This is a genomic window from Streptosporangium sp. G12 (assembly GCF_052983175.1).
Genome location: NZ_JBRIQO010000017.1, coordinates 15592 through 28778, shown reverse-complemented (window position 1 = coordinate 28778; position 13187 = coordinate 15592). Strand labels below are relative to the sequence as shown.

The 13187-nt window shown below is 70.8% G+C and carries 12 protein-coding genes; 4 read left to right on the top strand and 8 right to left on the bottom strand.

Features of this window, described 5'->3' with window-relative positions:
* Window positions 1–1209 (bottom strand): cytochrome P450, encoded by a 1209-nt coding sequence (locus ACVCAG_RS25130; RefSeq protein ID WP_440086681.1) that lies wholly within the window; start codon window positions 1207–1209, stop codon window positions 1–3.
* Between the two features lie 104 nt (window positions 1210–1313).
* Here ACVCAG_RS25130 and ACVCAG_RS25125 point away from each other — a divergent pair, with 104 nt between their 5' ends.
* Window positions 1314–1934, top strand: coding sequence for a TetR family transcriptional regulator (locus ACVCAG_RS25125; protein ID WP_440086680.1), 621 nt, complete (start codon window positions 1314–1316; stop codon window positions 1932–1934).
* Between the two features lie 198 nt (window positions 1935–2132).
* A complete protein-coding gene (locus ACVCAG_RS25120) occupies window positions 2133–3419 on the top strand; it encodes an MFS transporter (RefSeq protein ID WP_440086679.1) in 1287 nt (428 codons plus the stop codon).
* On the opposite strand, the gene ACVCAG_RS25115 is transcribed toward ACVCAG_RS25120, so the two are convergent.
* The 5 genes from ACVCAG_RS25115 to ACVCAG_RS25095 all read right to left on the bottom strand — a co-directional run bounded on the left by ACVCAG_RS25115 (window position 3416) and on the right by ACVCAG_RS25095 (window position 9626).
* Complete coding sequence (locus ACVCAG_RS25115) at window positions 3416–4822, bottom strand: cellulose binding domain-containing protein (RefSeq protein WP_447190377.1); 1407 nt, start codon at window positions 4820–4822, stop codon at window positions 3416–3418. The two genes, ACVCAG_RS25120 and ACVCAG_RS25115, sit on opposite strands and share 4 nt — an antisense overlap.
* A 40-nt stretch (window positions 4823–4862) precedes the next feature.
* Window positions 4863–6158, bottom strand: coding sequence for a beta-N-acetylhexosaminidase (locus ACVCAG_RS25110; protein WP_447190376.1), 1296 nt, complete (start codon window positions 6156–6158; stop codon window positions 4863–4865).
* Between the two features lie 155 nt (window positions 6159–6313).
* The gene (locus ACVCAG_RS25105) at window positions 6314–7204 is read right to left on the bottom strand and encodes a carbohydrate ABC transporter permease (RefSeq protein ID WP_447190375.1); all 891 of its coding nucleotides are present in this window, start codon (window positions 7202–7204) and stop codon (window positions 6314–6316) included.
* The gene (locus ACVCAG_RS25100; RefSeq protein WP_440086674.1) at window positions 7201–8256 is read right to left on the bottom strand and encodes an ABC transporter permease subunit; all 1056 of its coding nucleotides are present in this window, start codon (window positions 8254–8256) and stop codon (window positions 7201–7203) included. The genes ACVCAG_RS25105 and ACVCAG_RS25100 overlap by 4 nt, the downstream gene beginning before the upstream one ends.
* Before the next feature lie 83 nt (window positions 8257–8339).
* Window positions 8340–9626, bottom strand: a complete 1287-nt coding sequence (locus ACVCAG_RS25095) for an extracellular solute-binding protein (protein WP_447190374.1) — start codon at window positions 9624–9626, stop codon at window positions 8340–8342.
* 137 nt (window positions 9627–9763) lie between these two features.
* Here ACVCAG_RS25095 and ACVCAG_RS25090 point away from each other — a divergent pair, with 137 nt between their 5' ends.
* Complete coding sequence (locus tag ACVCAG_RS25090; RefSeq protein WP_440086670.1) at window positions 9764–10498, top strand: UTRA domain-containing protein; 735 nt, start codon at window positions 9764–9766, stop codon at window positions 10496–10498.
* Between the two features lie 56 nt (window positions 10499–10554).
* Here the strand turns inward: ACVCAG_RS25090 and ACVCAG_RS25085 are convergent, their stop codons facing one another.
* Together ACVCAG_RS25085 and ACVCAG_RS25080 are read right to left on the bottom strand one after the other, a co-directional pair.
* Window positions 10555–11823: a TolB family protein gene (locus ACVCAG_RS25085; protein ID WP_447190373.1), complete on the bottom strand. Its 1269-nt coding sequence runs from the start codon at window positions 11821–11823 to the stop codon at window positions 10555–10557.
* Window positions 11820–12320, bottom strand: coding sequence for a SigE family RNA polymerase sigma factor (locus tag ACVCAG_RS25080; protein ID WP_447190372.1), 501 nt, complete (start codon window positions 12318–12320; stop codon window positions 11820–11822). The genes ACVCAG_RS25085 and ACVCAG_RS25080 overlap by 4 nt, the downstream gene beginning before the upstream one ends.
* Window positions 12321–12485: 165 nt before the next feature.
* On the opposite strand from ACVCAG_RS25080, the gene ACVCAG_RS25075 reads away from it, so the two are divergent.
* Entirely contained in the window at window positions 12486–13172 is a 687-nt protein-coding gene (locus tag ACVCAG_RS25075) for a nucleoside/nucleotide kinase family protein (RefSeq protein WP_447190371.1), read from the top strand.
* Window positions 13173–13187 lie beyond the last annotated feature (15 nt).

Sequence of the window (13187 nt, the reverse complement as noted above, 5' to 3'; positions counted from 1 at the left end):
CTACCATCTGACCGGCAGCTCCCGTACACCGTAGATGGACATCGTGTCCCGCATCGGGACCTCATCCGCCGGCACGGCGAGGCGCAGGCCGGGGAAACGGTCGAACAGCATCGGGAACGCGGTGCGCATCTCCACGCGGGCGAGCTGCTGGCCGAGGCACTGGTGCAGCCCGTGCCCGAACGTCAGGTGCCCGGTCGCGGGGTTGGTGATGTCCAGGTGGTCGGGGTCGGAGAAACGCGCGGGATCGCGGTTGGCGGCCAGGAGCGAGAGGGTCACCGGGTCTCCGGCCCTGATGAGCTGCCCCTCCACCTCGACGTCCTCCAGGGCCGCGCGGAGCGGGCCGACGTGGATGATCCCGAGGTAGCGCAGCAGCTCCTCGACCGTGTTGTCGATCAGCGAGGGGTCGGCGCGCAGCGCGGCGAGCTGGTCGGGGTGCTGGAGCAGGGCGAACGTGCCGAGGCCGAGCATGTTCGCCGTCGTCTCGTGCCCGGCGGCGAGCAGCAGGAACCCGATGTTGCTCAGCTCCTCGTCGGTCAGCTCGCCGCTCGTGATCAGCCCGCTGAGCAGGTCGTCGGCCGGGTCGGCCCGCTTGGCCTCGATGAGCCGGAGGAAGAACGCGCCGAAACGGACGATCGTCGCGCGGATGTCCTCGACGGAGGACTCCAGGTTCAGCAGCACCGCGGTGGACCGCTGGAACTCGTCGCGGTCGGCGTACGGGACGCCGAGCAGTTCGCAGATCACCAGCGAGGGGATGGGCAGCGCGAACTCCCGCACCAGGTCCTGGGGAGGTCCGGCCTTCTCCATCGCGGCGAGCCGCTCCTCGGTGATCTCCTGGATCCTGGGCTCCAGCTGCTTCATCCGCCGCACCGTGAACTGCGCGGTGAGCGGTTTGCGGTAGCGGGTGTGGTCGGGCGGGTCCATCCGGATGAACAGGCCGGGGTCGGCCGGGCGGCGCATCTCCTGCATCAGCGGAAAGGGCACCGGGACGTTCAGCAGCTCGCGCCGGGAGCTGAACCGGGGGTCGGCGAGGATCGCCCGTACGGCGGAGTAGCCGGTCACCAGCCAGCCCGTCGTGCCGTCCGGGTAGGCCATCGGGGCGACGGGCCGCTCCTCGCGCAGCGAGGCCAGGCGCTCGGGCGGTTCGAAGGGGCTGGGGCGTCCGAAGGGGAAGGTGACCGCTTCCGGGTGGGCGGGGTGGGACTGTGTCATCTCGCGCTCCTCTGCGGTGATGCGCTTCGTCCCGTCCAGAAAACTACATCAAGTGCAAAATTACAATACATGCAAAGTATGCTCAGATGTATTAAGCTGCCCGCATGAGTGAGGTCCCGGGACTGCGCGAACGCAAGAAGCTCCGCACCCGGCACGCGCTCGTCGCCGCCGCGCTGGAGCTCTTCATGGAGAAGGGCTACGAGCAGACCACCGTCTCGGAGATCGCCGCGGCCGCCGACGTCTCGACGCGCACCTTCTTCAGCTACTTCGCGAGCAAGGAAGACGTGATCTTCTCCAACACGCGCGACGGCCTCGATCGCGTGCTGAAGGTGATCGCGGAGCCCCGTCCGGGAGACCGGGCGATCGACCTGCTGACCCGCGCCGTCGCCTCCGGCTTCGCCACGCTCGCCCTCGACGAGCAGCTCCAGAGCGAGATAGGCCCGGCCAACTACCTCGTCATGACCGTCCCCTCGCTGCGGGCGCGCGGCCTGCTGCTCCTGTTCGAGAGCCAGCGGGAGCTGGCCGAGGCCCTGCAGCGGGCGTTCCCGGAGGAGCTGAGCCTCGTCGAGGCGTCGGCGCTCGTCGGCGCGGTGGTCGGCGGGGGCAAGCTCGCCGCCTTCGTCAGCATGAGCAACGGCGCCTCACCGGAGGAGATGCTGGAGTCCGGTCGCCGGGCCATCGAGTACGCCCTGTCGGCCCTTCGCGCCGCCTCGCGAGTGTCCTGACCTCGCTCTGTCGGTCTTCCGCGCCGCCTCGCGGGTGTGTCCCGAGCTCGCTCCGCAGGCCTTCCGCGCCGTCCCCCTTCGCCGTCTCGGCCTCGCCCTTCTCCCCGCGTCGCGTACGGCCACGCCGCTCCATACCTCGGACCGGCAGGTCTCCCTGGTATGCCGCCGGTGACGCTTTCGCGTCTACGCTGACGTGACATGGCGACGCTCTCTCCCACCGCGGCCCTGCTGGGAGAGAGGCGCTTCGTCCTGCTCGCCTCGGCTCGGACGATCTCCGTGCTGGGGGACGGTTTCGCCCGGGTGGCCCTGGCGTTCGGCGTGCTCGCGATCCCCGGGAGCACCCCCGCGCAGCTGTCGCTGGTGCTCGCCTGCCAGGCCGTGCCGCAGCTGCTGCTCATCCTCGTCGGCGGCGTGCTGGCCGACCGGTTCTCCCGGTCAGGCCTGATGGTGATCGCCGACGTTCTGGGCACCGCCGCGTACGGCGGGCTGGCGGTGATGCTCCTGACCGGCGACGCGCCGATCCCGGCGGTGGCGCTGCTGGCGACCCTGGCGGGGGTGGCCACCGCCCTGTTCGTACCGGCGATGACGGGCGTGGTGCCGGAGGTCGTGCCCCGGGAGAGGCTGCAGGAGGCCAACGCCCTGCTCGGGGTCGCGAGGAACGGCGCCATGGTGCTGGGGCTGGCGCTGTCCGGTGTCGCCGTCGCCCTGGTCGGCGCCGGGTGGGCCCTGGCGCTCAACGCCGTCTCGTTCCTCGTCAGCGCCGTGCTGATCCGCGCCATGCGCCTGCCCCGACGCCTCCGGGTGTCCGTGGGATCCGGCTGGTCCGACCTGCGGCACGGCTGGCGGGAGTTCGTCTCACGCCAGTGGCTGTGGGTCGTGGTGCTCCAGTACGCCTTCGTCGTCGCCGCCGTCGGGGCCAACGTCGGCGTGCTCGGTCCCCTGATCGCCGAGCGGGACCTGGAAGGAGCGGGCTCCTGGGCGCTGATCGTCACGGCCCAGGCGCTGGGAACCGTCGCGGGCGCGGGCCTCGCCGCGCGCCTGCGGCCCCGGCGCCCCATGCTCCTCGCGGTGCTGGCCACCTTTCCCACGGCGCTGCCGATGGTGCTCCTCGGGGCCGGGGCGCCGCTGTGGACGATCGTGGTCGCGATGTTCGCCGCCGGGGTGGCCGGGGACGTGTTCGGCGTGCTGTGGACCACCACCATGCAGCGCGAGGTGCCTCCCGACGCGCTCTCCCGCGTCAGCTCCTACGACTGGTTCGGGTCCCTGGCCCTGGCGCCCCTCGGCATCCTCGTCGCCGGTCCCGTCGCCGCCGCGATCGGTCCCGGCACCGCCCTTCTCGGCTGCTCCGGTCTCGTCGTGGTCGCCACGTTCGCGGCGCTGCTCTCCCCCCAGGTCCGGACTCTCCGGGCGCCGGTCACCGAGGAAGCCGTACGGCCCGCGTCTGGGGAGACCGCGGGCCGTACTCGCACTCGGGAGGGCGGTTAGGGGTTGGGGACGGTGTCGACCCAGGTGGTCGAGGCGGAGCGGTAGTTGTTGACGCGGCTCAGGACGGTGGCCGGGGCGACGACCTCGTTCTTGGAGTGGTAGAACCAGTCGACCTGCTGGATGTAGTCACGCGAGGTCGAGCTGCCGACCAGGCCGCCGCTGATGAACCAGAGGTTGAAGTTCACCGACTGGACCGTCTCCGGGTAGTAGTCGCCGCCGTGCTCGGCGAAGAGGGCGCCGTCGATGTAGTACCTGATCTGGCCGCCGGAGACCTGGAGGACCAGGTCGTGCCAGCCCGCGTAGCTCTGCCTGACCTCGGTGTGCACGTTCACCGCCTGCCAGGGCTCGTTGCGGTAGGTCTCCCACGACGTGGCGTACATGATGTTGGCGGGCTCGCCCCAGCCGCCGTTGGGCAGATACTCGAAGTCCTGCTCGCTGTAGTCGGGATCCATGTCGGCGGCGAGCGGAGTGATCGTGAAGAAGGTCTGCACGATGTGGTCCCCGTCGGGGCCGCTGACCGGGGTGTCGGAGAACTTCACCCGGGCCGCGTAGGTGCCCTCCAGGAACTTGCGCTGGTGCAGCACCTCCGACTGCTGGGTGCCCGAGGCGGTGCCGTCGGTGACGGCCTTGAGCTGCAGCGCCTTGTTCGTCCCGGAGACCGTGGGGAAGGTCACGTTCTGCTTGGGCCAGCCGGCGCCGGGCACGCCGGGGCCGCCGGTGTTGGTGCGCACGGTCCAGTTGTGCGCGGAGATGTTGGGGTCGTCGGCGTTGTTGTACGTGAAGTCGTCGAACACCACCCCGCTCCCTCCGGGAGGGTTCGTGATCGTCGGGGTGGGCGTCGGGGTCGGGTCGCCGCCACCGCCCGAGGGGGAGGTGCCCCAGACCAGGGCGCCGTTCTGGTGGACGGTCACCTTGGTCCAGTCGGCGTATGTCGTGCGCGCCGGGCCGAAGGAGTAGTCGTCGCTCTGGGTCAGCCGCTGCCAGTCGGAGCGGTGGAAGCGCAGCTGCAGGTCACCGGTCTGCGCCCCGACCGCGAGGTTCCCGGAGGTGAAGCCCACCTCCAGGTAGCGGTCGGCGGTGGCCGTACCGGGGGAGAGCGTGCCGAAGGTCCCGGTGACCGTGGAGCAGGAGACCACCGCCCACGAGCACGCGAAACGGTACTGCGGCGATCCGGCGTCCGCCTTGAAGTAGTAGCGGATCTTCACGCCGCTCAGCGACACGGCCGAGGTGCCGCCGTTGACCAGGTTGAACCACGGCTCGACCTGGTCGGCGGTCGCTCCGGTGGCGCTCGTCTTGTACTGGAGCCTGAGGGACTGCTGGGCGCTGGCCGGGTTGGCCGCGACGCCCACCATCGCGAGCAGCATGGCGGACACGAGTCCGCCGAGTAACAGCTTTCTGCGCACTTTCTTTCCTTTCCTGGGTGCTTCCCGGGAGGTGCCGGATCTAGGGGATGAGCGGGCCGCCGCGGACGCCCTGGGCGCTGAGCCGGGCGAGGTGCGGGCCGAGCCGCCGGAGGAAGTCGGGATAGTCGCCGGGCGAGCCCCAGGCGACCTCGGCGAAGGCGCACATCCTGGGCAGGGCCATGAACTCGACCCGTTCCGGTGTGGGCATGTACTCGGTCCACAGCTGGCACTGCACGCCCCGCGCGGCCGGGTCGGGTGCGAACGCGTAGGTGTCGGCCAGGGTGAGGACGCTCTCCTGGACGGTCGGCCGGTCCGGATCGGCCGGCTGGTCGTCGAAGGGCGCGGCCGAGGGGCGGTAGTCGAAGTAGGTCCGCGTGTGCGGCGCCAGGATGATGTCGTTGCCGCCGCGCTCGGCCTGCTCGTCGCGCCAGACCATGACGGTCGTGCCGGGAGTCGGTTCGCGCTCGGGCTCGTCCCAGCAGACCAGCTTGCGCGAGTGCTTCTCCAGGTGCGCGGCCATCCGGCCGATGAACCAGGCGCACGCGTCCCGGGGGCCCGCCAGCCCCAGCTCCGCCAGCCGCTGCCGCGCCCGGGGGCTGCGCTCCCACTCGGTGGTGGGGCACTCGTCCCCTCCGACGTGCACGTACGGGCTCGGGAAGAGCTCGCAGACCTCGTCGAGCACGTCCTGGCAGAAGCGGACGGTGGACTCCTCGAGGTTGAGGACGTGCTCGCTGATCCCCCACTCCGACCAGACCTCCACCGCGCGGGACGGGTCGTTGCCCAGGTGCGGGTAGGCGGCGATGGCGGCCTGGGCGTGGCCGGGCATCTCGATCTCGGGCACCACGGTGACGAAGCGCTCCGCCGCATACGCGACGATCTCCCGTACGTCGTCCCGCGTGTAGAAGCCGCCGCGCCGCGCGCCGACCTCGGTGAGCAGGGGGTAGCGCTCGATCTCCAGGCGCCATCCCTGGTCGTCGGTGAGGTGCAGGTGCAGCACGTTGAGCTTGTGCTCGGCGAGCAGGTCGACGAGGCGCAGGATGAACGCCTTGGGCATGAAGTGCCGGGCGACGTCCAGCATCACCCCGCGCCAGGCGAACCTCGGCCGGTCCTCGATCGTCCCGTACGGGATCAGCGGCCCCAGCTGGGAGAGGGTCCGCGTGCCGTAGAAGCGGCCGGCCGGGCCGCCGGCGGTGAGCTCGACGCCGGAGGGGGAGACGTCGAGGCGGTAGCCCTCCTCGTCGAGGGACGGGTCGTCGGGCATCAGCCGCAGGAGGTCCCGCCGGAACGCGACGGAGCCTCCGTCGACGGCCACTTCCCGTGGCCTCGGAATGATCACGTTGGTCTTCCCTTCGCGGCGTCCCGGGAGGGCACGCCTGTGGACGGTGGGAGGGAGGGCATGGCTGTGAGAGGGCATGGCGGCAAGAAGGCGCGGCGGTGGGAAAGCGGGGCGAGGAGCAGGGCGTGGCGGGGAGAGGGCCGGGGGAGGGCCGCTCACCCCTTGACGGCGCCGGCGATCATTCCCGAGGTGACCCTGCGCTGCAGGACGAGGAAGATCAGCAGCACCGGAAGCATGAAGAGGGTCGAGGCGGCCATGGTGGCTCCCCAGTCGGTGCCGAAGACGTTGCTGAAGGAGGAGAGCCAGACCGGCAGGGTCCGATCGTCCTGGTTCTTGATGATCAGTGCGTTGGCGAAGGCGAACTCGTTCCACGCGGTGATGAAGCCGAACAGGCAGGTGGACATCAGGCCGGGGGCGAGCAGCGGCAGGACCACCCGGCGGAAGGCGGCCGCCCGGTCGCACCCGTCCATCAGCGCCGCCTCCTCCAGTTCGGGGGGGATGGCGGCGAGGAACCCGCGCAGGGTCACGATGGTGAACGGCAGTGTCGTCATGAAGTAGATCAGGGTGAGCATCGACAGTTTGTCGAGCATGTTGGTGTCGCGGGCGATGATGAACATCGACACCAGCAGCGCCTCCCAGGGGGCCATCTGGGCGATGAAGACCATCAGGATGAACGCCTTGCGCCCGCGCCAGCGCATCCGGGCCACCGCGAACGCGGCGAGCAGCGCGACCACCAGGGCGAGAAGCACCGCGCTCGCGGTGACGGTGAGGCTGTTACGCCAGAACGTCCAGAAACCGTCCGCGCTCACCGCGGTGGCGAAGTGATCCAGGGTGGGGTTGGCGGGCCAGAAGGTCGGGGTCTGCGACTGGATGTCCCTGGTGGGCTTGAACGCGGTCAGCACCATCCAGTAGACGGGGAAGACCGAGACGGCCAGCACGGCCAGGGCCGTCAGGTTCAGCGGCGCGCGGCGCAGCAGGCGGCCCGGTGTCAGGCGGCCGGGCGGTGTGCGGCCCGGTGTCAGGCGGCCGGGCGTCAGGACTGTCACGGTTCCTCCCCTTCGTGCTTGAGCATCCGCCGGAGGTGGGTGATCAGCAGGGCGATCAGGATCAGCACGGTGAGGGTGGAGATCGCCGAGCCGAGGTCGTACTTGTGGAGCGACTGCGCGACCTGGAACGCGTAGACGGGCAGCGTGGTGGTGGCCTCTCCCGGGCCGCCCTTGCTGATCGCCCAGATCTGGGCGAAGCACTTGAACACCCAGATCACCTCCAGCGAGGCGATCAGCCCGAAGAGCGGTCGCAGGATGGGGAAGGTGACGGCGGTGAAGACCTGCCGCCCGCTCGCGCCGTCGATCCGCGCGGCCTCGTACAACTCGGAGGGGATGGTGGTCAGCCCCGCGTAGAGGGTGAGGGCGGCGAACGGCACGGACTGCCAGACGACCAGGGCGACCAGGATGGCGAAGGTGGACGTGCCGTCGGCGAACCAGGTGTAGTCCCTGAAGGACTCGAACCCCAGCGTGACCAGCAGCCAGTTGACCACCCCCAGCCGCGACTGGAACAGCCACTGGAAGATCGTGGTGGCGGCGAGGACGGGGGTGGCCCAGGTGAGCACCAGGCCGCCCAGCACGGCCAGGCGCATCCCCCGGCCCAGGCGGGCGATCATCAGGGCCACCGCGGTGGAGATGACCATGATCAGGACGACGTTGACGGCCGTCCAGACCAGGGTCCTGCGCACCACGGCCCAGAACTCCGCCCCGCCGAGCACCTCCGCGTAGTTGCCCAGGCCGACGAACTCCGCGCCGCCCCGGATGAGTTCACCGGTCCTGAAGTGCTGGAAGGAGATGACGACGCTGCGGATCAGCGGGTAGAGCAGCAGGTAGGCGGTACCCGCCAGGGTGGGCGCGATCAGCAGGTAGGGCCAGAGACCGGCGATCCGGGACGGCCGCGCCCCGGATCGCGCCGAGGACGGTCCCGGCCGCCCGGGCGGTCCCGGTCGTCCGGACTGCCCGGACTGTTCGGGCTGCTCGGGAGCGGAGGCGTCCCTGTCGCGGGCGCGCCGCCGTGTCGGGCGCCCCGCCGGGGCCTGGGGGGCAGCGGGCATGGCACTCCTCGGAGCGGGCGAGCGGTACGGACGGGTGGGGGTTCGGTGCGGTTTCCCGCGGGCCGGTGTGCGGTGGACGGGTGTCAGGACTTGGTGTTGAGGATCTCGGCGATGCCCTGGTCCACCGCGGCGGCCTCGGTGGCGGGGTCGCCTCCGGTGAGCACCCTGGTCAGATACTCCTTGATCAGGTTCTTGGCCTCGACCGCCGCCCAGTTGGGGGAGTTGGGGGTGGCGTGCCCGTTGGCGGCGCCCGCGGCCATCGCGGCCGTCGCCTCGTTGTCGCTCAGCACGCCGGCGAGGGAGACGCGGTTGGGTACATAGCTCATCTCCTTGGCCATGTCGGTCTGGAACTTCTCGCCCGCGAGCGCCTTGACCACCTCGTACGCCGCCTCGGGGTTTTTCGACGCCTCGGGGATGACCAGGTCGGAGCCGCCGGTGAACACCGCGCCCGGCTTGTCGGCGGTCTTGCCGGGGATGGGGAAGAACCCGAGCTTGCCCTTGAGGTCCGGGTTGGCCTTCTCGATCGCCACCGCGCCGCCCGGGGCGGAGATGAGCTGGGCGACGTCGCCCTTGGCGAAGACGTCGGCCTGCGGCGGCTTGGCCTCGTCGGAGTCCTTGGGGCCCTTGCCCAGCGCCTGGAGCTTCCGGTAGAACTCGACCCCGGCCTGCGCCTGGGGGGTGCCGAGGCCGCCCTTCCAGGTGCCGCCCTCGTTGACGGCGAGGTCGCCGCCCTCGTCCCAGATGAATCCCGCGAGGGTGTACCAGTTCTGGCCGGGCAGATAGATGCCCTGGTCACCGCCCTTGTTGAGCTTGGCCGTGACCTCCAGCCACTCGTCCCTGGTCTTGGGCGGCGAGGTGATCGAGGCCTTGGAGAACAGGTCCTTGTTGTAGATGACCACCCGGTTCGCGGCGTACCACGGGATGCCGTACTGGCGTCCGTCGATCTTGCCGGGTTCCGCCAGGCCGGGCAGCCAGTCGGCGCCGCCCAGGTCGGTGATCTTGCCGGTGAGGTCCTTCACCCCGCCGCTGGCGGCGTACTCGGCGACCTGGGTGTTTCCGACCTCGATGACGTCCGGGGCGTCGTTGCTGGCCAGGGCGCTGGTGACCCGCTGGCCGATGCCGTCCCACTCCTGGATCTGGATGTCGAGGGCGACGCCGGGGTGGGCCGCCCGGTAGTCGGCGCGGAAGCGGTCGAGCAGGGCGTCGGAGAAGCTGTCGCGCATGACCCACACGGTCAGGTTCGTGGTGCCCTGCCCGGTGCCGGCCGAGCCGGGCGAGTCCGTGGAGGGGGACGGCTCGGAGGAGCCGCATGCGGTGAGGCCTGCGGCGAGTGTCAACACTGCCGCGGTGGCGCGGAGGCGGTACCCCATCGGTACTCCCAGAGGTCAGATATTGGTAAGTAATTGGCCTGCTTCGCATAGGGTGGCTCTTACCACTTCTGCCGTCAAGGCCTGTTTTTTCGAGGACGACAGGTAACAAATAGGTAAGGTCTTGGTAAGCTGGGGCGGTGACTCTAAACATGAGGTCCGGGCTCAAGCGCGACCGGGTGCGCGACGTCCTGCTCGACTTCATCGCCGACATGAAGCCGGGCGAGGCGATCCCCTCCGAGCGGGATCTCTGCAAGGAGCTCGGGGTCTCCCGGCCCACGGTGCGCGCGGCGATCGACGATCTGGTCATGTCGGGGCTGCTCGTCCGCGAGCACGGGCGCGGCACGTTCACCGGACCGCACCGGGTCACCCAGGCGCTGGCCTCGACCACGGGCAACTCGTTCTACGCGCCGCCCGCCGAGGGCAACTGGCTCAGCCGGATCCTGGAGTTCGGCTCCACCCCCGCGGGCGCCAGGCTCGCCACCCGCCTCCAGCTCTCTCCCGCCGACCCCGTCCTGAGAGTCGTGCGGCTGCGCGTCGTCGACGACGAGCCCATGGCGATCGAGCGCATCCACCTGCCGTACGCCCTGGTCGACGGCCTGGTCCCGGCCGACATGGAGTCGGGCTCGTTCTACCGGCTGCTACGGGAACGTTTCAACGTCGACGTCCGCAGCGCCGTGCAGACGATAGAGCCCACCGTCACCGACGAGACCGAGGCCGAGCTCCTCCACGTCCCCCAGCACGCCCCGGCCCTGCTCTTCGAGCGCACCACCCGCGACGTCGGCGGCCGGATCGTCGAGTTCACCCGCTCGATCTACCGCGGCGACCGCTACCGGGTGACCTCCGAGCTGTCCTTCAACGCCGACTCCGGCTGATCCCCGGATGCTCCCCGAGAGACGGGGCCGGGCACGAGCCCCGGCCCTTCCCTCCCTCACCTGATGGCGGCCAGGTCCACGACGTACATCCTCTTCCCGACCCGGTATGTCATCAGCCGGTCGAAGCCGCCGTCGGGGATGAGCATGCCTCCCCTCTTGTCCTGGCGTACGCCCAGATCGGCGGACGTGCCGGTGACCAGGTCGTAGAGGAAGACGCCGCCGTCCATGGGCATTCTCTTGTAGAACCGCTCCAGGCCGGGCTGGTCGTCCAGCTGGACATCGGGAGGCAGCGTCCGCTCCCGGGAGCCGTCGCGGTCGCGGACGAAGTTGCGTGGGCCGGCCCCCGTGGGCAGACTCTGGCCGTAACACCGGTTGACCCCGCACCTGACGAGTTTCTCGTCGGGCTTGACCACGGCGTCACGCCGCTCCCCCGTCTCGACGTTGAACAGCTCGGCGAAGACGATCAGCTTGGCCAGATCGCCCTGCTTGAGCAGATTGTCACGATCGGTGTGGCGGCCCACCCAGGGCCACCGCAGGAGGTACCGCCCCTCGGTCCCCGGCACCGCCCGCGGCTCGCCGCCGCGCAGCGGCACCCGGTACACCCCGCCGCTCTCGCGGGAGAAGACCACGTCCCGGCCCACCACCTCCAGCTTCCCGATGTGGCCCTTCTTCATGATGTTCTCCAGCGGGACGTCGGCCACCTTCCGAGGGGTGCCGCCGCCGACGGGCACCGTCCAGATCCGGGCGACCCGCTGCCTGCCCGGATCCTTGTACGACGCCCACCAGACGACGTCCCCGCCGCCCGCGGTGACGTCTTCGGCGTAGAGCGTCGAGTTCCTGGTCGGGATCTCGGCGATCCGCCGGGGGCCGCCGCCCTCCAGGCCGTAGGTCCACAGGAACTGCCTCGTCCCGTCGCTCCTCCCCGTCATGACGAGCATCGTGCGGTCGTCGAGAAGCGACTGCGGGTGGTGAACGCGGCCGTCGGGCAGCTTGGCGGGGATCTTGTGCAGGGCCCGTGGCCATACCCGCTCGATGGGCGGCGGCAGCTTCTCCTCGGGTGCCGGAGTCGGCTGTGGCGTCGGCCCCTGCGCGTCGGTGGAGTTCACCGCGGGCTGCTTCACGGCCGACGGGCCCAGAGTCCGCACCGCCGTACCCGCCCCACCGGCCACCACGACCACGGCCGCCGCCGCGAGCAGCGCGGCGGGCGCCCGCCGGGGGCGGCGGCGTGCCCTGACCGCCGCGGACAACGTGACCCGCGCCCGCTCGGGCACCTGGTCCGCCGCCCCGGTCAGAACGCGGGTGAGCTTGTCTTCGATGTCGGTCATCGCGTGCTCCCGTGGGCCACAGGTGAGGTGGAGAGGGAGGACCGCAGCTTGTCCAGGCCGCGGGAGGCCTGGCTGCGCACGGTCCCCTGCGAGATGCGGAGCACCTCGGCGATCTCGGCGTCGGTCAGCTGCTCGTAGTAGCGGAGCACCAGCACGGCGCGCTGTCTGCGGGGCAGCGCGGCCAGCTCCTGCCATAGCCCCTGGTCCTCCTCGGAGGGGAAGACCGCCTCCCAGGCCCGCTCGGGCGGCTCCCCGGTGAGATGCTCGCGCCTGCGTCGCCGCCAGATGCTGACGTGCAGCCGCGCCATCGTCGTCCGGGCGTAACCGTGCGCGTCGCTCTTGCGCCGCACCCTCGGCCAGGCGCCGCGCAACCGGGTCAGCGCCTCCTGCGCGAGATCGGCGGCGTCGTGGGGGTTACCGGTCAGAACGTACGCGTAGCGGAGCAGCGCCTCACCCCGCTCGGCCACGAAGTCGTCGAAACCGGGTTCTTCGTCCACATGCCGTCCCTTCTTCCTCGTCATGGCCTAGACGCCGAAGAACCCGGAAATGTTGCACCACGCCGTCGATGCGTACAGGCCGCGCTGGATGTCGGCGGGTGGCTCGGCTACGTTCTTTCAGATGACGACCACCTCGGCTGTCCCGGTTCGGGGCGGTCTGCCCCGATGACATCCCTCGACGACCTGGTGGTCCGGGCGCGTTCCCTCGTACGGGAGGGGCACCGCGCGCTGCTCGGCGTCACCGGAGGTCCGGGGGCGGGCAAGACCACCCTCGCCGAACACCTGGTCCGCCTGCTGCGGCCGGCGCCTCCCGACGGGCTGCCGGAGCGGGAGTGGGTGGCGTACGTGCCGATGGACGGCTTCCATCTCGCCGACGTCGAGCTCGACCGGCTCGGGCGCCGCGACCGCAAGGGGGCCCCGGACACCTTCGACGCCGCCGGATACGCGGCCCTCCTGCGCCGCCTGCGCGAGGACGAGGACGATCCGGTCTACGCGCCGGCCTTCGAGCGCGACCTGGAGCAGCCGATCGCCGGCAGCATCCCGGTCCCGCGGGCCGCCCGGCTCGTCGTCACCGAGGGAAACTACCTGCTGCTCGACCAGGGCGACTGGGTGCGCGTGCGGTCCTGGCTGCACGAGGTCTGGTACTGCGACCTCGACCCGGACGAGCGCGTGCGCCGTCTCGTCTCCCGGCACGAGCGCTTCGGCAAGGACCCCGACGCGGCGGTGGCCTGGGCGCTGGGAACCGACCAGCGCAACGCCGACCTCATCGCCACCACCCGCTCCCGCGCCGACCTCGTCGTCCCCGACGCCGTCCTGCGCTCGATCGGCGACGGCGAGACGGGGTCCGGCTGACGCGGACCGGTTGAG

Coding starts and splice junctions, on each gene's coding strand:
- ACVCAG_RS25095 (WP_447190374.1), bottom strand. CDS start 9,626: ATGGGGTACCGCCTCCGCGCCACCGCGGCAGTGTTGACACTCGCCGCA.
- ACVCAG_RS25130 (WP_440086681.1), bottom strand. CDS start 1,209: ATGACACAGTCCCACCCCGCCCACCCGGAAGCGGTCACCTTCCCCTTC.
- ACVCAG_RS25120 (WP_440086679.1), top strand. CDS start 2,133: ATGGCGACGCTCTCTCCCACCGCGGCCCTGCTGGGAGAGAGGCGCTTC.
- ACVCAG_RS25125 (WP_440086680.1), top strand. CDS start 1,314: ATGAGTGAGGTCCCGGGACTGCGCGAACGCAAGAAGCTCCGCACCCGG.
- ACVCAG_RS25085 (WP_447190373.1), bottom strand. CDS start 11,823: ATGACCGACATCGAAGACAAGCTCACCCGCGTTCTGACCGGGGCGGCG.
- ACVCAG_RS25100 (WP_440086674.1), bottom strand. CDS start 8,256: ATGCCCGCTGCCCCCCAGGCCCCGGCGGGGCGCCCGACACGGCGGCGC.
- ACVCAG_RS25075 (WP_447190371.1), top strand. CDS start 12,486: ATGACATCCCTCGACGACCTGGTGGTCCGGGCGCGTTCCCTCGTACGG.